The organism is Verrucomicrobiia bacterium, assembly GCA_026414565.1.
In the GTDB taxonomy this organism is placed as follows: Bacteria; Verrucomicrobiota; Verrucomicrobiia; order Limisphaerales; family Fontisphaeraceae; genus Fontisphaera.
The window spans coordinates 60,739-84,084 of the sequence record JAOAIT010000049.1 but is presented as its reverse complement, the minus strand read 5'-3'; the positions used below and the strand labels follow the sequence as shown (position 1 = coordinate 84,084).

13 protein-coding genes and 1 riboswitch are annotated in these 23,346 nt (G+C 63.7%); of the genes, 5 read left to right on the top strand and 8 right to left on the bottom strand.

The window, feature by feature from the left end; translation table 11 throughout:
* The first annotated feature begins 105 nt into the window (after positions 1-105).
* From N3J91_11450 to N3J91_11440, 3 genes are read left to right on the top strand one after another with little or no spacing between them, the layout of a single operon-like run.
* Positions 106-1,212 (top strand): DUF2961 domain-containing protein, encoded by a 1,107-nt coding sequence (locus N3J91_11450; GenBank protein MCX8157043.1) that lies wholly within the window; start codon positions 106-108, stop codon positions 1,210-1,212.
* Complete coding sequence (locus N3J91_11445; protein ID MCX8157042.1) at positions 1,212-2,513, top strand: phenylacetate--CoA ligase; 1,302 nt, start codon at positions 1,212-1,214, stop codon at positions 2,511-2,513. Before N3J91_11450 ends, N3J91_11445 begins: the two co-directional genes overlap by 1 nt.
* Positions 2,514-2,524: 11 nt before the next feature.
* Positions 2,525-2,959, top strand: a complete 435-nt coding sequence (locus N3J91_11440; protein ID MCX8157041.1) for an ACT domain-containing protein — start codon at positions 2,525-2,527, stop codon at positions 2,957-2,959.
* Here N3J91_11440 and N3J91_11435 read toward each other — a convergent pair.
* From N3J91_11435 to mutL, 5 genes are all read right to left on the bottom strand, one after another.
* Positions 2,956-3,651 carry a dihydrofolate reductase family protein gene (locus tag N3J91_11435; protein MCX8157040.1) on the bottom strand — a complete coding sequence of 232 codons (696 nt, stop codon included), beginning with the start codon at positions 3,649-3,651 and terminating at the stop codon, positions 2,956-2,958. The two genes, N3J91_11440 and N3J91_11435, sit on opposite strands and share 4 nt — an antisense overlap.
* Before the next feature lie 42 nt (positions 3,652-3,693).
* Entirely contained in the window at positions 3,694-4,893 is a 1,200-nt protein-coding gene (locus N3J91_11430; protein MCX8157039.1) for an RtcB family protein, read from the bottom strand.
* 95 nt (positions 4,894-4,988) lie between these two features.
* Entirely contained in the window at positions 4,989-9,572 is a 4,584-nt protein-coding gene (locus tag N3J91_11425; protein ID MCX8157038.1) for a response regulator, read from the bottom strand.
* A gap of 6 nt (positions 9,573-9,578) precedes the next feature.
* Positions 9,579-13,310, bottom strand: coding sequence for a PAS domain S-box protein (locus N3J91_11420; GenBank protein ID MCX8157037.1), 3,732 nt, complete (start codon positions 13,308-13,310; stop codon positions 9,579-9,581).
* A 289-nt stretch (positions 13,311-13,599) separates the two neighbouring features.
* On the bottom strand, positions 13,600-15,546 hold the full coding sequence (mutL, locus tag N3J91_11415; GenBank protein MCX8157036.1) for a DNA mismatch repair endonuclease MutL: 1,947 nt from the start codon (positions 15,544-15,546) through the stop codon (positions 13,600-13,602).
* 87 nt (positions 15,547-15,633) lie between these two features.
* Positions 15,634-15,766, top strand: a riboswitch (TPP riboswitch).
* Between the two features lie 40 nt (positions 15,767-15,806).
* On the opposite strand from mutL, the gene thiC reads away from it, so the two are divergent.
* Positions 15,807-17,771 (top strand): phosphomethylpyrimidine synthase ThiC, encoded by a 1,965-nt coding sequence (gene thiC, locus N3J91_11410; protein MCX8157035.1) that lies wholly within the window; start codon positions 15,807-15,809, stop codon positions 17,769-17,771.
* A gap of 63 nt (positions 17,772-17,834) precedes the next feature.
* Entirely contained in the window at positions 17,835-19,187 is a 1,353-nt protein-coding gene (locus tag N3J91_11405; GenBank protein MCX8157034.1) for a PQQ-like beta-propeller repeat protein, read from the top strand.
* 30 nt (positions 19,188-19,217) lie between these two features.
* On the opposite strand, the gene N3J91_11400 is transcribed toward N3J91_11405, so the two are convergent.
* From N3J91_11400 to N3J91_11390, 3 genes are all read right to left on the bottom strand, one after another.
* Positions 19,218-20,648: a DUF1593 domain-containing protein gene (locus N3J91_11400; protein MCX8157033.1), complete on the bottom strand. Its 1,431-nt coding sequence runs from the start codon at positions 20,646-20,648 to the stop codon at positions 19,218-19,220.
* A 293-nt stretch (positions 20,649-20,941) separates the two neighbouring features.
* The gene (locus N3J91_11395) at positions 20,942-22,027 is read right to left on the bottom strand and encodes an FAD:protein FMN transferase (protein ID MCX8157032.1); all 1,086 of its coding nucleotides are present in this window, start codon (positions 22,025-22,027) and stop codon (positions 20,942-20,944) included.
* 21 nt (positions 22,028-22,048) lie between these two features.
* Entirely contained in the window at positions 22,049-23,098 is a 1,050-nt protein-coding gene (locus N3J91_11390; protein MCX8157031.1) for an Ig domain-containing protein, read from the bottom strand.
* Positions 23,099-23,346 lie beyond the last annotated feature (248 nt).

Here is a 23,346-nt window from a genome sequence, read left to right as displayed (position 1 = left end):
GCTGGGGATGCATCAGCGTTGGCGCCCCTTCAAGGTTGCCCTTGATTGCCGGGCGGAGTTTGCCGCAAAGTACGGGCGCAGGTTGGCAATACTTATCAACCACCTATGCAAAAATCATTTTTGCTGATTGCCGGCGCCGCCGTGCTGGTGGCGGTTTCCTCCCCGGCCGTCCGCGCGGCGGGGCTTGACCTTGTGCATGAGCCTTACCATCTGCGCCCCGGCCTGGTGAGCCGCTCCATCTCCTTCGAAAACCCCACCGGCGCCCCCGGTCAGGGCGGCCAGGCGGCCAGCAACCTCGGCCCCGGACGCAAAGGCGCGCCCGCAAAAAATCTGGCCCCCGGCGAGGTCGTCCAACTGGCGGACATCCGGGGTCCCGGCACCATCCGCCATATCTGGGTCACGACTTCCGCCGATCCGGTGATCCTGCGCGGGCTGGTCCTGCGGGCCTGGTGGGACAATCAGCCCCATCCCAGCATCGAATGTCCCCTGGGCGATTTCATGGGGCTGGCGCATGGCAAGGTGTCCGCCCATCAGTCGGCCGTGCACTCCCTGGGCCCCAGCGCCGGCATGAATATCTGGTTGCCCATGCCCTTCACGCAGCGCGCCCGGTTCACGCTGGCCAATGAATCCGGCAAGTCCCTGCCGCTCTTCTATCAAATAGATTATACCCTCAAGGACAAACACCCCCGGGAGGTGGGCCGCCTGCACGTCCTCTTTCGCCGCGAAAATCCCACCACGCTGAAACAGGACTTTGAACTCCTGCCCCGCCGCACCGGCCGGGGCCGCTTCATCGGCTCGGTGATTGGCATTCGCACGCTCGCCGAGCACTGGTGGGGCGAAGGCGAGGTGAAGGTATATCTGGACGGCGACCGCGAATGGCCCACCATTTGCGGCACTGGCAGCGAGGACTACGTGGGCCTGTCCTGGGGCATCCAGCAGGTGGCCTATCTTTACAACGGCTGCAGCCTGAATCAAAACGGCTTCGTGACCATGTACCGCTGGCACCTGCCGGATCCCATTTACTGGCAGAAGGAATGCCGCGTCACCATCCAGCAAATCGGCTGGAATCAGGGGCTGTTTGAGCGGCAGGACGACTGGTCCTGCGCCACCTTCTGGTACGAGCCCGTGCCCAGCGCGCCGCTGCCGCCCCTGCCCGACGCCGCCGCCCGCACCGCGAATCTCTGGACCGACAAACCCCGCACCAATCCCTGATGAAAACACGTTACTGGGACAAGGCGGCCGAGTGCCTGCGCCGCCGGGAGCTGGAAGAGTTGCAACTGGAGCGCCTGCGGGCCACCGTGCGCCGCGTGCAACGGCAGGTGCCCTTCTACCAGCGCAAGCTGGAGGCGGCCCGGCTGAATCCCGAAAAGATAAAAAGCCTGCAGGATGTGCGGCACCTGCCCTTCACCACCAATGCCGACCTGCGCGAAGCCTACCCGGCCGGGCTCCTGGCCGTGCCGCTCCGCAAGGCCCTGCGCCTCCACACCTCCAGCGGCACCACCGGCAAACCCAAGGCCATCTTCTTCTCGCGCCGCGATTTGCAGCACTCGGCGAATCTCATTGCCCGCTGCCTGGTGGCCACGGGGGCCACGGAGGAGGACATCCTGCAAAACATGATGACCTACGGCCTGTTCACCGGCGCGCTGGTCATGCACTACGGCGCGGAAAAAGTGGGCTGCCTGGTCATTCCCGCCGGGCCGGGCAACTCGGAGAAACAACTGCTGTTGATGCAGGATTTCCGCTCCACCCTGTTTCACACCACCCCCAGTTACGCGCTCTATTTTGCGGATTTCCTGGAGAAAAAGGGCATTGACCCGCGCCGCCATCTCGCCCTGCGCCGCGGCTATATTGGCGCCGAGCCGTACACGGAACAAACGCGCCGTAAAATCGAGCAGGCGTTTGGCATCGAGGTGTACAACTCCTACGGCCTGTCCGAAATGAACGGGCCCGGCGTGGCCTTTGAATGTGCCGCCCGCCACGGCATGCATCTGTGGGAGGATCACTTCCTGATGGAGATCATTGACCCGGCCACCGGCGAACCGGTGCCCGACGGCCAGCCCGGCGAGCTGGTGCTCACCACTCTGTGCCGCGAGGCCATGCCCCTGCTGCGCTATCGCACCCGTGACATCACCGCCCTGCTGCCTGAACCCTGTCCCTGCGGCCGCACCCACCGCCGCATCCAGCGCATCACCGGGCGGGCGGATGACATGCTCATTGTGCGGGGGGTCAACATTTATCCGCAACAAATCGAGAGCGTGCTCATGAGCCTCCCCGAGCTGGGCCGCAACTACCTCATCGTGCTCGAAGGCCTGGATGAAATGACCGTCAAGGTGGAATTGAGCGCCGCGGCGTTTGACGGCCGCGTCGAGCGCCTGGCCGAGTTGCAGCAACTGATCGCCGAGCGCCTCCGCACCGAGCTGCTCACCCGTCCCCGCGTGGAGCTGTGCGCGCCGGGCAGCCTGCCCGTCAGTGAAGGCAAGGCCCGCCGCGTCCTGGACAAACGCACCCTCTAGTCCCCTGCCCTATGCACACCATCAAACTCCTGGCGGTTCTCGAAGAAAACAAACAGGGCCAGCTCGCCCGCCTGACCCGCTGCCTGGCCGGAGCCAAGGTCAACATCCGCTGGATTACCATCGCCACCCTGGAAAAAGTGGGGGTGGTCAAAATCCTGGTGGACCGCCTGGAGCCCGCCCTGGAAACACTGCGCCGCGAGGGCTTCGCCGTGTCCACCTTGGAGGTGCTGGCCGTCGAAGTGCCGGATCAACCGGGCGCGCTCCATGCCGTGACCGAGGCGCTGGCCCGCGAGGGCATCAATCTGGAAAACGCCTCCGGCTTCGTCACCCAGCCCCGCAAACGGGCCGTGCTCCTCTTTGAAACGCACAAGCTGGCGGAGGCCCAGCGGGTGTTGCAAAAGCAGGGTTTGCGCCTGTTCACCCAGGCGGAGGTGCTGGCCATCTAGGCCCGGGAGGCGCGGTACACCCAAAACATCTCATCCCCCACCCGGCGGGCGCTTATCAGCTTGAGGCGGCGTGCCTGCGCCAGGGCCGGTTGCTGCGGGCCATCCACAATGGTGGGGGCTTCGCGCCCCCCAAAAATCAGGGGACATACCGTGAGGTGCAGCTCGTCCACCAGTCCCGCCTCCCACAAGGCCGCGTTCAACTCGGCGCCGCCTTCGACCACCAGGCGCCGCACCCCCCACTCCCGTTTCAACCAGGTCAGCGCCGCGGCAAAATCCACCCGCTGCTCACCGCACACGTGGACGGCCTCCGCCAACTGACGCAGCCGCGCCAGTTTGCCGGCTCCCGCCCGGGCCGTGGTGATGATGAGCAGCGGCGACACCCGGCTGGCAAACACCGCCGCCGCCGGGTTCACCGTGCCGCTGCCGCTGACAATCACCCGCAGGTGACACGCCGGCAAACCACGCCGCAGCCTTTGCCGCTGAAATCGCGCCGGCCCCGGCCCCAGGGTCACGCCCGGCGCCTCGGCGGTGCGCGCGCCGCACATCACCGCATCGGCGGTGGCCCGCAGCTCGTACAGGTGCCGCTGATCCCGCGGGCTGCCGAAATGGACAATCTGGCGGTTGGCCGTGGCAATCTTGCCATCGGCAGTCATCGCCATGTTCACCAGAACGTAGGGGCGTGCCTTGTTCATGTCGTCTGCCCAGGGCGGCCCATCCGCCCGGGAAATCCGCGTTCAATCCTCCGGCCGCTCTCCGCTGGGCGCCATTTTCACCAGCCGCGGATCAAACCGGCCCACGATCTCCACCAAGTCCGCCTGATAGGCCATCACCTGCTCGATGTCCTTGTACACCATGGGCGCCTCGTCCAGGCCCGCAGAGATCAAATGCACCTGGCGCTCGCGCAACCGCTCCCGCACGGTCTTCCAATCCAGCGTTTTCTCGGCGCGTGTCCGGCTCATCACCCGCCCCGCCCCATGGGCGGCACTGTTCAGCGAAGCCGGATTCCCCTTGCCCCGTACCAGAAAGCCCGGCGAGGCCATCGAGCCGGGGATGACCCCGAGCACCCCCGCCGCCGCCGGGGTGGCCCCCTTGCGATGGACAATCACCTCGCGCTCCACGCCATGCAGGCGATGCACCTCTTTCCAGGCAAAGTTATGATGATTCTCCACGTCCAGCAACACCTGCAGCCCCAGGTGGGCCACGATGTGCTGATGAATCAAAGCGTGATTGGCCGCGGCGTAACGGCCCATCAACTGCATGGCCTCCCAATACTCGCGCCCCTCCTGGGTGTCCAGATCCAGCCAGGCCAGCTTCTGCAGCTCCCGCGGCAGATGCCGCCGTTTTTCCGCCGCCAGCCGGCTGTAGTAATCGCACACCGCCGCCCCGGTCCCGCGGCTGCCACTGTGGCTGAGCAAGGCCACATATTGCCCCGGCGCCAGTCCGCGCAACGGTTCAAGCAGGGTGAACAGGCCAAATTCCACAAAATGATTGCCGCTGCCGCTGGTCCCCAGTTGCGCCCAGGCCTTGTCTTTGAACTTCCGGGTGACGGGGCTGACCGACCAGTCCGCGTCCATCACGTCATGCTGGCGGCGATGTTTGAATTCGGCGCCCACGCCGAAACGCGTCTCCGCCTCGATGGCCCGGATGAGGCGCTCCCGCTGCCGCTCCAGGTCCGGCACCGGCAAATCCACCACGCTGAGCTTCATGCGGCACGCAATGTCCACTCCTACCGCGAAGGGCACCACGGCGTTTTGCGTGGCCAGCACGCCGCCAATGGGCAGCCCATAGCCCACATGGGCATCGGGCATGAGCGCCCCCGCCAGCGAAATCGGCAGGCGGCAGGCGTTCTCCATCTGCTGCACGGCGTCAGGCTCCAGCCCTTCCCCCCACTGCCGCCAAGGCGCCGGGGTCTCACGTGGTAATGGCTCGCGCATACGTTTGCCGGTCCGTGGAATAACATGCCCTGGCCAAAAAGACGAATCAAATGCGCCGCCCCGCCAGCGGCCGGGTGCGCGGCGGCCCCCGGTGCTCAGGCCGGTTGGTCCAACAAGCAGCGGACCTGCCGGCAAAAATCCTGGGCGGAAAACGGCTTGGCCAGAAATGCCACCCCCTCCTCCAGCACCCCATGCGGAGCCAGCACATCGGCGGTGTAGCCGGACATGAAGATACATTTCAAGCCCGGCCATTTCTGCCGCAAGCGGTCCCGCAGCTCCCGGCCGTTCATGCCCGGCATCACCACATCGGTGATCAACAAATCAATCGGCCCGTCACAGGCCTCCGCCTTTTCCAAGGCCTCGGCCGGCGAATGTGCCGCCAGCACCCGATACCCGCGGCGCTCCAGCAGGCGCCGCCCCAGTTGCAACACCTGGTCCTCATCCTCCACCAACATCACCCGCTCCTCCCCCCGCGCCCCTGGCAATCCCTCGGCCTCCTGCTCGCGTTCCCGTTGCTCCTGCGGGCTGACATGACGGGGGAAGTACAGCATGATGGCGGCACCCTGCCCCTCCTGGCTCGTGACGCTCACATGCCCGCGATTTTGCTGCATGATGCCATACACCGTGGCCAGTCCCAGGCCCGTCCCCTTGCCCACCTCCTTGGTGGTGAAAAACGGCTCAAACAGCTTCGCCTTGACTTCCGCACTCATGCCGCTGCCGTTGTCGCTCACCACCACCCGCACATATTCCCCCGTCGTGACACCGGGATGCTGGGCGGCGTACGCCTCGTCCAGCACCACATTTGCGGTCTCCAGGGTGATCTGGCCTCCCGGGCGATCCCCGATGGCGTCTCTGGCATTCACCACCAGATTGGTCAACACCTGGTTCAACTGCCCCGGGTCCAGCCACACCGGCCAGAGGTCCACCCCCGGCGCCCACACCAACTTGATGTGCTCCCCAATGAGGCGTTGCAGCATCTGCATCAGTTGGGCGATCTCCTGATTCAAATCCACCCGGCGCGGCAGGATGGTTTGTTTGCGGGCATACCCCAGCAATTGCTGGGTCAGCCGCGCCGAGCGTTCGGCCGACTTTCGGATTTCCTCCAAGTGCTCCCGCAACCCCGCCGGCAGTTCCTCCTCGAGCAAGGCCATCTCCACATTCCCCAGAATCGCCTGCAGCATGTTGTTGAAATCATGGGCCACCCCGCCCGCCAGCCGGCCCACCGATTCCATTTTCTGCGCGTGCATAAGCTGGGTTTGCAAAGCCAGTTGTTTCTCCTCGGCGCGCCGCCGCAACAACGCATGCATGATCGTGGCGCTGATCAGGCGCAGGAAGTCCTGCTCGGAGGAGCTCCATTGGCGCGGTTGCCGCACGGAATCCAGACCCACAAACCCCATTGGCTCCCCCATCTCCATCATGGGGATTACCAGTAGCGATTGGATGCCCTGGGCCGCCAGCAACTTTTGTTCGGCCGCCGCCTCCGCCGGCATGCGGCTTACGTCGGGGATGTAAAGCATTTTGCCGCTCCGCATTTGTTGCACCCACCACGGCATGGAGGCGATGTTGATGCCCTGCAAGTTGGGCTTCTGTGGTTCGATGCCTTCCGCACACCATTCGTGGGTGTTGTCCGCGACGGGCGCATTCTCCCGCAGCAAAAACACATAAGCCCGGTCGGCGTGCGTCATCTGCCCGATCGTGGCCAGCGTCCGCTGCACCAGCGGGTCCGTTTGATCCGCGGTGGTGGCCACAAACTCGCTGGCCAGCTCGGCAATTACCCGCATGTACTCCACCCGGCGCGCCAGTTCTTCCCGGGCCTGCTTGCGCTCGGTGATGTCCTCGTAAGTGCCCAGGACGCCGATGATGTTGCCCTGGACATCCCGCAGGGGCACCTTGCTGGTGCGCAGCCACCGCCGTTCTCCCCGCATGATGATGGGTTCTTCAAAGGCCAGTTTGGGCTTGCCGGAGTCCATGACTTCCATGTCGTCCGCCCGGTAAAGCGCCGCAAACTCCTTCCACTCCAGTTCGTCATCGGTTTTGCCCACCACCGCCTCGGGCGAAGGCAACCGGGTATCCAGGGCAAACGACAGGTTGCACCCCAAATAACGACAATGGCGGTCCTTCCAAAAAACCCGGGCCGGCACGGTATCGAGCACACTCCGCAACAACTGGCGCGCCTCGCGCTCCGCCGCTTCGGCTTTTTGCCGCCGGGCGACATCCTCCTCCAACTCCGCCGTGCGCGCCTTGACCAGATCCTTGAGGTGGTTGGCATACATGTGCAGGCGCCGCGACAACAGGGCCAGGGCCGCGCTCAACACCGCCAGCATGGCCACCCCGCTGCCCACGGCCCAGCGAAACCATGGCTGTTTCTGCAAGGGCAATGGTTTGACCACAAACGATAACACCGCCGGGCTGGGATCTTCACCCCCCAGACCGTCCCGGGCCCGCACTGACAGAAAGTGGGTGCCACTCGGCAGATTGGTGAACATCAGCCCCGCGGCCGGCCAGTCCCCATAGTCCGACCAGGTCCCGTCATTCAGCCGCCAGGAGAAGGAGTAGCGGCGGTTTTGCTCCAATGGCGTAAAGGGCGCCAGCCCGCGGGCGAAGAAGACGGCTGGTGTGTCCTCGTCCACCGCGGCAGGCCCCCCAAGGTCGGTATCCGGCTGAATGGGGCGGGAGTGTCGCCTCAATACCCCCATGGAAGTGCCGAGCCAGAAATCGTGATCCCGAATGCGAATCAAGGAATTGATGGAGGCCTCCGCGGGGAGCGACAAGTAGGTGGGCGCATCCCATTCATGCACCTGCCATAACACCATCTCCGCGCCGTCTGCCACCAGCAGCCAGCCCGTTTCCCCCAGCCATAACCGCTGGCCATAGTGAATGGGATGCCGGAACCAGTTGGCGCCGCGGTGCACCACAATCGCTGCGCGTCCATCAATACCCTCGCGCACCACAAAGGCACTGACCTCCCCCACGCTTCGGCCAAAACTCACCACCCCTTTGGCCTGTTCCACATAGGTGAACTTAAGCGGGACAGTGAGCGGCGAAGTCCACAAACCACTGTAGCCAAAGACATATAAGACCTGATGACTGACACAAAGCTGGGGGCGATATACCCGCGGATACTCCCCCGCCACGGGTGGCACGGCCAGGCCGTTGGTGGTCACTTTGACGATCTCATATCTCGTGTTCTCACCGTCGTTCAGCACCACCCACACGCCGTGCTCAGGATCCGCCGCCATGGAAATCACTTCCCGCCGCCGCAGCGCTTCGGAGTCATACAACTGCCAGCCTTCCGCGCCATGCCGGGCAATGACGTGACGGCGCCCTCCCCCGCGGCCATAAAACCAGGTGTAACGGCCCGTGCCATCCGCCACGCCATCGAAGAAAAGCTCCAAACCACATTCATGGACATGGTAGCCCTCAGTCTGATTGTTCACCCATCGCGTGACGCCCCCTGCGGCATTGAACCAGAGGCTTTGCTGGGCGCCTTGCACCAGGGGAGGTTGCGCCTGCAAAAAGGTGGTGGATGACCGTTCCCCCTGACACACCAGCCCGCGTTCACCGGCGAACCAGAGCCGCCCCTGCTGGTCTTCAAGCAACACCTGGCTGTATTGCGGGTGCCATTCCCACAAACCCGGCCCGTACTCCCACCGCAGGATGGTGCCGCGGCCCACGGCCCAAATCGCCCCGTCCGGCGCCGCCTTGAGATGCTTGACGTCCAGGGCCTCCCCCCGCAGCACCGCGCTTGCCCGCATGAATTTCTGCCCGTCCCAGCGCAGGAAGCTGACCGCCTCCGGCCCAATATCCCCCGCCGCAATGACCGAGCCATCCCTGGCCAGACAGAGGGGGAGGTATTTGGGCGTGCCTTCGCGGGGACATGCACGCCAGCGCTGACCGTCAAAATAAAAGGCATTATTCTGCGCCTGCGCAAACAGCCAGCCCTCCGGCGTTTCAATGACGCCCCAGCTAAAATCCTCAAAAGAATAACCCGGCTCGGTGAAGGCAATATACTGCCATTTCCCGGCCTGCCCCATGGCGGGACCTTTGCCGGTCATCACGATCAGCGTGCCATTGGACTGTTCAAAAAGATTGATGACATGATCGCTGGGCAGTCCGTTGGACACCCCATGATGGGTGTACGCGCCCTGAAACCAGCGGGTCAGACCGCCCGGCTGCGTGGCATCGGGCCACCGGTCACAACAAAACCACAAAGCCCCGTCCCGTGTCTGGACGATCCGCCGCACATTGGGGCCGGCCAGTTTTTCCGGCGGCGCAAGATGCGAAAAGTATTGCCCGTTGAACGTGCCTGCGCCGCGATCCGTCCCCACCCACAGCACCCCTTCGCGGGTCACGGTGACGGAGCGGATGAAACTGCTGGGCAGCCCGTCGGCCACGGTGAATTTGCGCCAGTGATAGCCATCGTACCGGTACAAGCCATCCGAAACGGCAAACCACGCCACGCCGTTGGTTTCAAAGGCCAGATCAAACACATTCCGCCGGCCCACGCCGGCATCTTTGGAAAAGTTGGCAATGCGCCAGGGGGCCTCCTTTTCCACCGGCACCGGCGCGGGCGGCACCGCCGCCAAACAGAAGGCCGCCACGCCCAGCACTCCCCAACCGGAGAAAATGATCTTGCTCAGGCGCTGAACCGCTGGCCACTGGACGGTAGTCAAAGCCACAGGAGTTTAATCATCGCGGTTTTCGGCGTCCAATGTTGCCCGGATTTTCCGGCAAAAATCAACGGCTGAAAACGGTTTGGGAATGAAATCAACCCCTTCCTCCAACACGCCATGATGCGCAATCACATTGGCCGTGTAACCCGACATAAACAGGCATTTCAACCGCGGCCAGCGTTGGCGCAGCCGGTCCCGCAGCTCCCGGCCATTCATCCCGGGCATCACGACATCGGTGATCAGTAAATCCAGCCTGCCGGTGATGCGCCCGGCCTGCGCCAGCGCCTCCTCCGGCCCGCATGCAGCCAGTACCCGATAGCCCCGCCGCTCCAGCAGGCGCCGCTCCAGCTCCAGCACCTGCTCCTCGTCCTCCACCAGCAGCACCACCTCTTCCCCGCGGGCCCCCGGCATTCCATTCTCCGCCGGCCTGACCTCGCCGCTTTCTTCCGGCCTCGTGAGTTCACCCGCCAGACAAGGGAAATAGAGCTTAAAGGTGGTCCCCTGTCCCTCTTCGCTATAGACATTCACCTGTCCCCCGTTCTGCTGCATGATGCCGTACACGGTGGCCAGTCCCAGCCCTGTGCCTTTGCCCAGCTCCTTGGTGGTGAAAAACGGCTCGAACAATCGCGCTTTGACCTGCGCGCTCATCCCCACCCCGTTGTCGCTCACCGCCACCATGACATATTCCCCCGGTGTGACGCCGGCGTGCTGGGCCACATACGCCTCGTCCAGGACCACCCGCGCCGTCTCAATGGTGATCTGGCCTCCCGCGCGCTCGCCAATTGCATCCTTGGCGTTGACCACCAAATTGGCCAGCACCTGATTCAACTGCCCCGGATCGAGCCACACCCATCCCAGCCCGGGCCCCGGCGCCCACACCAGCTTGATATGCTCCCCAATGAGCCGTTGCAGCATCAGCAACAACTGCCCGATCTCCTCATTCAGGTCCAACCGCCGCGGCATGATTGTCTGTTTTCGCGCGTACCCCAGCAACTGTTGTGTCAATTTCGCCGACCGCTCGGCGGACTTTTTGATCTCGTCCAGGGACTCGGTCACCTCAGGCGGCAATCCGGCCTCCTGCATCGCGAGCTCCACATTCCCCAGGATCGCCTGGAGCATGTTATTGAAATCATGCGCCACGCCGCCCGCCAGCCGCCCCACTGATTCGAGTTTCTGCGCATGCAACAGTTGCTGTTGCAGGCGGTCATGGGCCTCCTGCATCTGCTTCAGCTCGGTAATGTCCTCGTAAATGCCCAGCACACCGATAATCTCCCCCTGGGCATTGCGCAGGGGGGTTTTGCTCACAATCAGCCAGCTTTGCGTCCGGTCAGGATGAGTGATGGCCAGCTCGTATCGCAGCCGTGGCTGCCCGCTGTCTATCACCTCCTGATCCACCGCCTGGTATTGCGCCGCCCGCTCCTTCCAAACCAGGTCATAATCTGTTTTCCCGGCAATCTCCGCCGGCGAAGCCACCTGCGCATCGCGCGCAAAGGCAAGGTTGCATCCCAGGTAGCGTGACTGCCGATCCTTCCAGAACACCCGCGCCGGCACCGTGTCCAGAATCGTTTGCAGGAATTGCCTCGCCTCGCGCTCGGCCTGCTCGGCTTGACGGCGGGCGGTGATGTCGCGCCCGATGCCCTGGATGGCCCAGGGCCGGCCGTCCATGTAAATCAAGGCAGCATGGGTTTCCATCATGATCGTCCGCCCATCCTTGCGACGCAGCACGTATTCGGTGGGCGTCTGCTGCCGGCCTGTCTCCAGAACTTCCCGCACGGTGCGAAACGCGAGGGGAAGCTGTTCCGGAGTCAACAAATGATGAAATTCCAGGCTCTGGATGTCTTCGCGGGCGTAGCCCAGCAAGTCCAAGGCCGCCTGGTTGGCGTCCAAAAAACGGCCTTCGAAGTCGCACAAAAACACGGCGTCCATGCTGCGTTCAAACAGGGCCCGGTAGCGCTCCTCACTTTCCCGCAGCGCCGCCTCCACCCGTTTGCGCTCCGTGATGTCCTGCACCGTGCCGTGCATGATCAACGGACGGCCCTCCACGTCGCACACCCGCTCGCCCCGGCCATTCAACCAGCGCACCGAGCCATCAGGGAGTACAGCGCGAAATTCTAAATCCCCAGGCCTGCAGCCCTGCATGCAATCTTCCACCCACTGCTGCATGGCGGCGCGATCCTCCGGATGAATCAGTTGCAGAAAGCTTTCCAGCTTGAGCGTAAATGTGTCCGGAGACACGCCATAAAGCCGGTACGTTTCCTCGCTCCACGAGAGCTGGCCCGAGACTAAATCCCAATGCCAGGAGCCAATACGTGCGATGCGTTGCGATTCCTTCAACCGCCGCTCCTGTTCGCGCAACACGGCGTCCATGCGCCTGCGCTCGGCCAGTTCCTGCTGCGTCCACTGATAGAGTTGGGCATTATGGAGGGCAATGCCCGCGGTGGCCGCGAGGATTTGCAGCAGCTCCACGTCCACCTCGTTGAATGGCTGGCCTCCTTGTTTATTGTGTATTTCGATGCACCCCAGCAACTCGCCTTGATGGCTGAAGATGGGCACATCGGCCAGGGTTACGAGGCCCAGGGCTTGTTGAATTTCCGGAATGACATGCGGATCGGTGGGGGCGTGGGCGGAGACGTAGGGCTGGCGGGTTTGCATGACCAGCCCCGGCACGCCGTAGCCCTCCGGGAACTGATAATCAATGGGCACCCACCGGCCGCCGGCATAATACTCCTTGAACACCATTTTCCCGCCCTCCAGCCGTCCGGCAGCCCCACCGGAGGCGCCGGTAAGGCTCACCGCCGTTTGCACCAGCAGCCGCAGAATGGCAGGCACTTCCAAGTGGCGGTGCAGTTGCCGCGCCGCCTCCGCCAACTGCGAAAACTGCCGATGCCGCTCCTGCAGTGCCCGTTCCGCCTCCCAGCGGGCCGTGATGTCGTGGCCGACACACAGAACTTCCACCAACCGGCCGTCCTTGTCCACCACCGCCCGGTTCAGCCATTCAATCCAAACCCGGCGGCCATCGCGACACATGTTTTCATTGATGTTGTGCTCGAAAGCCTCGGGATGATGGGCAATGGCCGCCAACAACTCCCGCAAATCGCGCCCGGTGCACTCCCGCTCGGGCACAATGGTGCCCACCACGTTCTGGCCCGTCAGCTCCTGCCGCGGCCACCCAAAAAACTGCTCGCCAAAGGCATTGACGAAAGTGATCTTGCCCTCCGGATTCATGCGCAGGATGATGGAATTCACCCCTTCCACCAGCTCGCGATATTGCTGCTCGCTGGCCTGCAGTGCCAGCTCCACCCGTTTGGCATCGGTGATGTCGGTCAAGAACACCAGTGCGCGGCGGCATGGTTCACCGGGCGCCCCCACCGCGCTAATCGCCACTGATCCCCAGACCACCCCGCCATCGGCACGTACATATCGCTTCTGGAAATGGTACTCCCGGATGCGCCCCTGCAGGAGCGCCTCGCGCAATCGCGTGCCCTGGGCCAGGTCATCCGGGTGGGTAATGCTTTGGAAAGTGCGCTGCAACAGCTCCGGGAGGGGATATCCCACAATCTCGGCAAAGCGGGCGTTGGCCTGCAAATACCGGCCGGTGGCCACCTCCACCACCGCCACGCCAATCAAGCTCTGCTGAAAAATGGCCGATAAATACTCGATGGAATCCATCCCCCCCGCGGCGGGTGCCAAGGAGAGAGGCGCCGAACCGCCCTCGGATTCAGCGTTGAACATCCCCTGCCTCATGCCCGACTCCCGCCACTGAACTGGTTCTGGATGCGCATAAACGCCTGGTTCTCGCGTGATGCCTCAATCCCCAAAGCTTGAGGCCGGCTTGTCTTGCATAGACAAGCGTATCCCACGCCGCCCCGCCAAACAAGCCTTATCCGGAAATCCCCTCGAAGGGGTTAGTATCCTTATCGGCCAGGCGGCCGGGGCACTTAAGTCTTAAATACTTTCCCGGCACTAGGCAGTGCTCCCGGGGAGCCCTTTCGCGCTGGATTAAGCAATTAACGTGCAGCCGGGCCCGGCCCCGTCATTGAATTCGCCCAAACTTCTTCTCCAGTTCCCGATAACTCATTTCAATCAGGGTGGGCCGGCCATGGGGGCAGGTGTAGGGCATGGCGCAACGCCGCAGTTGCTCAATCAATTCCTCAAGCTCGGCCCCTTGCAGCGGATCATGCGCCTTGACGGCGTGCCGGCACACGGTTTTGGCGACGACCTGCTCGCCCAGCCGCAGCGTATTGACCGCCGCGCCGGCCGCCTGCAGTTCGTCCACCAAATCCACCACCAATTGCCGGGCCGCGGCAGTTTTCATGAAGGCGGGCAGGCTGTCCAGCAGGAAGGTGCGCTCGCCAAAGTGGCTCAGTCCCACGCCCAGCCGCGCCAGTGTGGCGAGGTTCTCCTTCAAAAAATGCGCCTCGCGCGGCGGCAATTCCACCGTTTGCGGTGTCAGCAACCGCTGACTTGGCACGGCCTCCTGACGCTCCAGGCGCGCCATCATTTGCTCGAAGAGCACCCGCTCATGCGCCGCATGTTGATCCAGCAACACCAGGCCGCGATCTGATTCCAGCACCACGTACAACCGCCCAATCACCCCCACCAGCCGCAAGGGCACCCGGAGGAGGGGCACCGGCTCGCGCCCGGCCTCCGGCGCAGGCGACGCAGGGGACGAGGAAACAACCGTCCGGGGGACGGGCTCCCTGGGGGAGGCGTCCGCCGGAGGGGGCGGCGCCGATCTTGCCGGTGCCGGGGCTGCCGCCTGGTTAAACAGGGGCGTGGCCGCAATCGGCAGGGCCGGCTGTCCGGGCACCGCCAGATTCAACTGCGCCGCGGGCGGTGTGGCCTCCGCCCTGGCCTGCGGCGCGGCAGGTTGCGGGCCGGGCGATTCCTTCGTGTCGCGGGCCGCCGCCGGCGCCGCGTGAAAATCCAGGAGCCGCTGGCGCACCGCCCGGGTGACGAATCCACGCACCTCCCGCTCGCGATGAAACTTCACCTCGCGTTTGGCCGGATGGATGTTCACATCCACTGCCGCCGGGTCCATTTCGAGAAACAAGCAGCACACCGGATAGCGGCCTTTCATCAAGGCGGTGTGGTACGCCTCCAGCAACGCAGCATTCAGCCCCCGGTTTTCCACCGGCCGCCGGTTGACGAAAAGGTGCTGCTCGGCCCGGGTGGCCCGGGAAACCCCCGGCGCGCCGATGTATCCCCACAAGCGCACTTCGGGCCGCTCCGGGGGCGCCTCCTCCTCCATCTCCCCTGCCGCAATTACCCCTTGCGCGTCCAGAGCCAGGAGTTGCCCCACCTCGCCATACAACGCCCGCAGCCGCTCGCGCAGCGCCCTCAGCGGCTCCACCCCGCTCAAGGCGGGCAGTTGCCACACCATGCGCCCCTCTTTCAAGTACGTGAACGCCACCGCCGGATGGGCGAGCGCCGCCAGGGTCAAATAATGTTGGATGTGCGCCGCCTCGGTCTCCTCGCTCCGCAAAAATTTGCGCCGGGCCGGCAAATTGTAAAAAAGCTGGCGCACCTCCACACAAGTGCCCGGGGGCGCGCCCGCCGCATGCACCTCCATGATTTTGCCGCCGTGCACAACGATTTGCGTGGCCTCCACCGGCTGCCCGTCCGGCCCGGGATGTTCGCGGGTCGTCAAAATAAAACGGCTGACACTGGCAATGCTGGGGAGCGCCTCCCCGCGAAAACCCATGGTGGCAATGGCCGCCAAGTCCTCGGCACGCTGGATTTTGCTGGTGGCATGGCGCTCCAGGCTCAAGAGGGCGTCGTCCCGGCTCATGCCGATGCCGTCGTCCGTCACCCGAATCAGGCTGCGCCCGCCCGCCTGAATTTCCACCACAATGCGGGTGGCCTGGGCGTCCAGCGCGTTCTCCACCAGCTCCTTGACCACGCTGGCGGGGCGCTCGACCACCTCGCCGGCGGCGATCTGGTTGGCCACATGCTCGGGCAGCAGGCGGATGCGATTCATGCCGCCGTCATTTAGCCGCAAAGCCCTGCCGCGGGCCAAGCACGAATTCCGGCAGCTTGACGCTGCCCGCGCCGCGGCTTAACTTGATTTCGGATGGCGGGGAGCCAACCGGCTGCCGCAAAAACCGGCAGCGCAGGCTGAGAGTTCCGCGCGCGAGCGCGGAAGACCCGTTGAACCTGATCCAGGTAATGCTGGCGCAGGGAATGTCCAATTCCCTTCCCCAGCATTTCCGGTCCAGGCGCCCCAATGAAGTCCTGATTATGATTGCCAACAAGCAAGCGGTGGAACCGTCCAGTCGCGAACCCCTGCCGGCCAGCCGCCGGGTGTACGTCCACGGCCAGTTACATCCTGACGTGCGCGTGCCCTTCCGCGAAATCGCGCTTTCCCCCACCCGTTATGCCGACGGCCGCGCCGAGCCGAATCCGCCGGTGCGGGTGTATGATTGCAGCGGTCCGTGGGGGAATCCCGATTTCCATGGCCGGGTGGAGGAAGGCCTGCCCCCGCTCCGCCGGGCCTGGATTCTGGCCCGGGGTGATGTGGCCGAATACGACGGCCGCCCCGTCCGACCAGCGGATGATGGCTACCTCTCGGAAGCCCACCGCCGCCTGGCTCAGGCCAAACGGCAGGACGAAACCCCCTTGCGACTGGAGGGCCTGACCGCGCCCCGTCGCAAACCGCTGCGCGCCAGCGCGGGACATCCCGTCACCCAACTCTGGTATGCGCGCCAGGGTATCATCACCCCGGAAATGGAATTCATTGCCATACGGGAAAACCTGGGCCGCGCCCGGCGCGCCGACCTGGCACACGACACCGCCCGGGATGAAGTCCTCAAACAACACGCCGGCTCGGCGCAGTTGGCGGATTACGCCTGCACCCCCGCCGTGTTCCGCCGCTTTCCCCAGCGCATTCCGGAGGAGATCACGCCCGAGTTTGTCCGCCAGGAGGTTGCCGCCGGTCGCGCCATCATTCCCGCCAACATCAACCATCCGGAGCTGGAGCCGATGATTATCGGGCGCAACTTTCTCACCAAAATCAACGCCAACATCGGCAACAGCGCCCTCGCCTCCTCCATCGAGGAGGAGGTGGAAAAAATGCGCTGGGCCATCAAGTGGGGGGCCGACACCGTCATGGATCTCTCCACGGGGAAAAATATCCATGCCACCCGCGAGTGGATCATCCGCAACTCCCCGGTGCCCATTGGGACGGTGCCGATCTATCAGGCTCTGGAAAAAGTGGGCGGCCGGGCCGAGGAGCTGACCTGGGAAATCTACCGCGACACCCTCATCGAGCAGGCCGAGCAGGGCGTGGACTACATCACCGTCCATGCCGGCGTGCTTCTGCGCTTCATCCCCCTCACCGCGCGGCGCATGACCGGCATTGTCTCCCGCGGCGGCAGCATCATGGCCAAGTGGTGCCTTGCCCACCATCAGGAGAACTTCCTCTACACCCATTGGGATGAACTTTGCGAAATTTGCGCTGCTTACGACATCACCTTTTCCATCGGCGACGGCCTGCGTCCCGGCTCCATCGCCGATGCCAATGACGAGGCCCAATTTGCGGAGCTGCGCGTGCAGGGCGAGCTGACCCGCCGCGCCTGGGAGCACGGCGTGCAGGTGATGAACGAGGGGCCGGGACACATCCCGTTGCACCTCATCGAGGAAAACATGCACAAGCAGCTTGAATGGTGCGGCGAAGCGCCCTTCTACACCCTGGGCCCGCTGATCACGGACATCGCCCCCGGCTATGACCACTTCGCCAGTGCCATTGGCGCTGCGCTGATCGGCTGGTATGGTTGCGCCATGCTGTGCTACGTCACTCCCAAAGAGCACCTTGGCCTGCCCAACAAACAGGATGTGAAGGACGGGGTGATCGCCTACAAAATTGCCGCCCACGCCGCCGATCTGGCCAAGGGCCATCCCGGGGCGCAGTTGCGCGACAATGCCCTGAGCAAGGCGCGCTTCGAATTCCGCTGGGAAGACCAGTTCAACCTGTCCCTGGACCCCGAAACCGCCCGGGCGTACCACGATGCCACCCTGCCCCAGGAAGGCGCCAAAACCGCCCATTTCTGCAGCATGTGCGGCCCGCACTTTTGCAGCATGAAAATCACCGAGGACGTCCGCCAATACGCAGCCCAACACGGCTTGAAGGAGCAGGAGGCGCTGGAGAAAGGGCTGCAAGCCAAGGCCCGGGAATTTCAAGCAAAAGAGCTTCTGTCGCCGCAATAGAGCGCCGGCCCCCGGCGCGAGCATGTAACCGCCACCGGGCGGGAGGGGTCTATTGATTTAACCATGAAAACCTACTTTGCCCGGACGGCGCTAATAATCGCGGCAATCCTGATGCACGGGCTGGCGGGAGCCGCAGGCTCGCTGGACTGGCCGCAATACCTCGGCCCCTACCGCAACAGCACCTCGAATCAAAAGGGTATTCTGCGCGCCTGGCCCACAAATGGGCCGGAGGTGATCTGGACCGTCTCCGTGGGCCGGGGTTTTGGGGGCCCTGCCGTGAAGGACGGCAAGGTTTTTCTTTTGGACCGCGACGACAAGGTGGGGGACAACCTGCGCTGCTTTGACCTCGATACCGGCCGCGAGCTTTGGCATTTTGCCTACGAGGCCCCCGGCACGGTCATGTTCCCCGGCTCCCGCAGCGTCCCCACCGTGGATGGCAACCGGGTGTACACCTGCGGCCACAACGGCGATCTCTATTGCGTGGACATCCCCACCCACAAGCCGCTCTGGCATAAAAATGTGTGGACGGACTTTGGCGGCAGCCGGTTGCCCACCTGGGCCATCACTCAATGCCCACTGATTTACCAGGATTTGCTTATCATCGCCTCCCAGGCGCCGCAGGCGGGCGTGGTGGCTTATGACAAACTCACCGGCAACGTCAAATGGGCCACCCCCCGCCTCGGTTATGTGGGATATGTCAGCCCCACCATCCTTAAAATCCATGGCCAGGACCAGGTGATCATGGTCACCCCCTCCACCAACCCCTTTCAACGCACCCGCCCCGATGAAAACGAAATGGGCACCGTCGTCGGGCTGGACCCGTTTAGCGGTAAAATCCTCTGGCGATACACCAACTGGCACTGCCACATCTCCGTCGCCAATGCGGTGGAGGCCGGCGACAATCGCCTGCTCATCGTCGGCGGTTATGAGCTGGGGGCCACCCTGATCAAAATCGAAAAAGACGCGACCGGCAATTTTTCCACCCGGGAAGTGTTCACCACCCGCGAGTTTGGCGACCAAACCAAACCGCCCATCTTCTACCAGGGCCACTTCTACGCCCAATACGGCACCAACGACCGGCGCGACGGCCTGGTCTGCATGAATCTGGAGGGAAAAATCCTGTGGAAAACCCGCCGGGAGCCTGATTTCAACAAAGGCAGCATGATCCTGGCGGACGGGCTGATTCTGGCCACAGATGGCGCACAAACCCTCTACCTGATTGAACCTGACCCGGCCGGATTCAAACCTCTCGCCTCTGCCAAGGTGCTCGGTGAAGGCGGGACCGGCTCGGAAAATGACCGCCTGGCTTCACGGGTGGGCGGGCGCACCCAAAATTGGGCACCCCTGGCGCTCGCCCAAGGCAAACTCCTCATCCGGGATCAAACCCAGATGAAATGCCTGAAGATCGCCCAATAAAAGCGTCTTGAGGCATAACGTCCCGCGGCCTCAAGGCTGGACGGTAATAATCGCCCGCCGATAGGCCCACAAGCTCGGTGTGCCCCGGTCCTGCACCTCCAAAATCACGTGGAGCGTGGCCGGTTTTTTCACCGCCGGCGCGGTGAGGCTGGTGGTCAGGCCGTTGGTTTGGCTCAACTGGACTTCGGGCGGAAACTGCCGTCCGCGCGCATCCCGCAAAGTGCTGGCCTCGGGATAAATCCACCACCGCGCCTCGAAGGCGTCGCCATCCGGATCACGCGTCCCTGCCGCCGAGAGGGTCACCGTCTGCCCGCCCCTGGCGCTGATTTCCAGGATGCGCTTGGAAGAATCGCCATTGAGAACGGCAATGGGATTGTGATTGGCCTGCTTGAAATCGTCGGTCACGCACCAGTCCATCCGGGCGGCGAAATCGTGCTGAAAATGCTCCCGCCATCGCCAGATGGTGGCCATGTCCGTGCATTGCGTCTGGCCGTTGTCGGCGGTCACGGTGTCGCGGCTGTCCTGGTTGTTGGTCCAGATGGGCCGCGTCTCCCCGTAGGCCCGGTAAAGCTCGTAGCGCCCGCCCCAGCCACCGTAGGCGGGACTCACATGCCAGCCCAGACCATTCTGGATCAACCCCAAAAAGGACGGCGTGTCTCCCTCCATGATGTACTCCAGCCGCGGGTAAAGCGCGCCCAGCGGGCCATGATTCTTGATGATGTTCTCTTCCAGCCACGGGTTGTCCACCAGATGGAACTTGTACCCCGGGCCATTTTTGTAATGCCGGTCCCCGCTGATGCCCGTCCACGTCGCCCGCCAGTACTCCTTCCAGTCCGTCCCGCTGGGGCTGACGATGTAGAACAGGTCCGGGAATTCCCGGCGCAACCACGGCCCGGCATCGTCCTGGTCTGAGATGGTGTACACCCGCAGTTTGGCCACCAGGGACTTGAGCGCTTCCGGCGGCTGCTCCCGGCGCGCGTCCCATAGCGCCTGCGCCAGGGTGTTGGCGCCCCCCCACACCGTGATCCACAACGGGCGGGAATCGTGCTTCTCCGCCGCGGCCAGCACCAGCCGCGATCCGGCCGTGCTCCTGCCCTCGCCCACCGCCGCCATGCCGTAGCTGGGCTGCCCCGCCGCCGTCACGGCCCGCAAGGCATCTGCCGGGGGATAGCCCGGCGCATGTTTCAGCAGATTCGGCCGCACCTGCGCGTAGGCGTCGAGCTGCCGATGGATTAAATCCACCCGCGTCGTCTGCCGCAACCATGTGCTGGTCGTGGCCACCAGCCCCTCGATGTCGTATTCGTTGGCGTACACGAGAAAACGCACCATGCTTTCCTCGTCATCCGGCTCATTGGAAATGTCCGTCAGCACCAATACCCGTTGTTTCTCGGTTTGCGCCAGGGCAGACAAGAGGCTCACGGCGACGATCAGCCAGGTGAACGCCAGAAGTTTGATTTTCATGGGCAAAGATTTACGCGTGCGCCGCGCCATGCTTCATCCGCAAAGAAACCGTCAGCGGCTTCCCCCGCCGCGTCGCTGTCGCAGGACGAAAGCACGGCAGCGCAGCCGGGGCCCAGCATCATGGCACGGCCCGGGATCGTCAAGTGGCTTGCGACGTCCGTGAGGGCCACCAGCGGCAGCCGGGAGTGATTTTTCCGGCGCTCATGCCGCACACTCAACTTCGTGTTCCCCCCACCCGGCGACCAAACCGGATTTTGCGGGATGATCGCCGGCTCCCAGGCCTGGCCGGCGAATCACTCCTTGGGCGAAGTCTCTGGAAGGGCAGCCCCAACCCCGCCGGTCAGGCGTGCCCAGCGGCGGCTTGGAACCAATTTAAAGTGGGGTCCTTCAGCTTCGCGGACAATAAACAACGCCGCCGCGTCGCTCCAGCCCTCCACAAACTTCAGGCCCTCCTCCACCCCGAGAACAAACAGGGTGGTCGAGAGCGCATCGGCCTGCATCCCCTCCGGAGCCACCACGGTGACACTGCCCAAGGCATGTTGCACCGGCCGGCCCGTGCGCGGATCCAAGATGTGCGAGAGCCGCCGCCCCTGCGCGTCATAGACAAATTTCTGGTAATCGCCGGAAGTGGAAACGGCTCCCTGGCGCAATTCCACCATGGCCGCCATTGGATCGTGCTCCCGCCATAATTCCAGCGGCGCCGAGATGCCGATCTTCCACGATCCCCCCCGTGGACTGTGGCCCGAGACCCGAATCTCCCCGGCAATGGACACGTAAACATTGGTCAACCCATGGCGCTGCAATACCCGCCAGATTTCGTCCACTGCATACCCCTTGGCCAGGCCGCTTAAATTCAAACTGAGCCCCTCCCTGGTCTTACGCAAGGCGTTGGCAGTGGTCACCTCCACCGCCCGCCAGTCCACCAGCGCGCGTGCCGCGGCAATGGCCTCTTCTGAAGGCAGCGCGAGTGCCGGTCCCTGCTCACCAAATCCCCACAGGTTGATCAGCGGCGCCAGGGTCAAATCAAAAGCCCCGCCCGATTCCCGGCCCACCCTCACCGCAAACCGAATCACCGTGGCCAATTCCGGGGAGACCGGCACGAGCTTCCCGGCCGGAGCGCGGTTGAACTGCGACAATTCGCTCTCGGGCAAATAGTGGGACATCTGCCGGTTGATCTCCCGGAGCCGCTCCGCCACCTCCTGTTGCACGCGTTCCCGCACTGCGGCCCCCTCGGGCGGCGCCACCACACTGATGCGGTACTTCGAGCCCATGGTTTCGCCGCCCCACGTCCAGACGGGCAGATCCGCCGCCAGCGCCACCTGCGCCACCAGCCAGAGGATGAGACTCCAGCCGCGCCGATCTGCCCAAGTGTTGTGCATGACCCCCACCCCGTGGCCGGCCTAAGGAATTTGGATGCGGAAAAATTGACTGGGTTGCGAAGGATTGACCGGCGCGTTCCACCGCAGTTGACCCTGGGCATCAAAGGCATTGGTCTGCACCAAGACCCAGCCTCCGGCTGCCGCCGAAAGCTGGCTGGCCGACAGCAGGCGACATTGGCCGCCGGGCGGCCCGGAAGCCTCGAGCACCAGGTTGGGGCCGCTCAACTGCAACGCCTGAATGTTCACCGGCACGACGCCAATGGTGATGGCAAAGGGTTGGGTCGCCGATGGCGCCACTCCGTTGGAGGCCGTGATGGTGCCGCTGTAGGTCCCGGCCCTCGCCGGAATGCCGGCGATCAAACCGGCGGGGGTGATGCTCAGGCCGGGCGGCAAATTCAACGCCTCGAAGACGGGCGCCGGAGTGCCGGTGGCCTGACATTGATATCGGTACGGCACCCCCACCGTGCCATTCCCCGGCGGCGGCGCGCTGGTGATGGAGGGCGCCTGCGTCGGCGGCGCCGCCGGAATCCAGGTGACTTTCATGTTGGTGAAATTGCCCGTTTGATCGGGGTAAGTATTGGTGGCGGGCGCCGTCCCCTTGACCCACAACAAACCGCTGGTGGTATAGGGGCCCTGGCCGCTGTCCTCCGCATATTGCACCCAGAATTTGTAGGCGCCATCAGCCACCAGATTGTTGCTGCCATCACGACAATCCCAATAAATGATTACGGGGCTGTTCGTGCCGCTGTAATCATTGGCCGTGGCGGAAGAGTAACCGTCAAAAGCTGTATTCGCGCTCAGCCCGCCCCGGGCCGTGACCCAAGCCGAGCAATGGCTGTTCCAATGGCTGGTGGTAAAACTGCTCGGGCCCTGCTTGCGCAGTGTCTTGATGAACTGCCCGCCCTCGGTGGTCACCCAGACCACCGTCCAGTGTTTGGTACCCGAGCCATTATAATCCAACAGCGTGACCTCCAGGCGCACCGAACCGTCGGTGGCCGCGGCGAACAACCCCAGGGGAAGCGCCAGCCATGACAGGCATGCACCTGCCTTCCTGATGAACCGTTGCGTCATAACATCTCCGGCGTTGCGGAAAGCGCCGCAATTGCGCCTTCCTGTTTCCATCCCACACCACTGGCATTCCCCCGAGGGCATGGGAATACACCTTATAATTTTAACCTATATTGAATCTTGGAGGGCCAGCCACACGAATCTTGTCAAAGCAGCACGTTATTTTGCCTGCCCCCGCCCCCTGCAGACCCTTTGCAAACGCGGATTTTTATCGCAAGTTTAGGGCAGGTACTGCGGCGGTGGCATTGGTT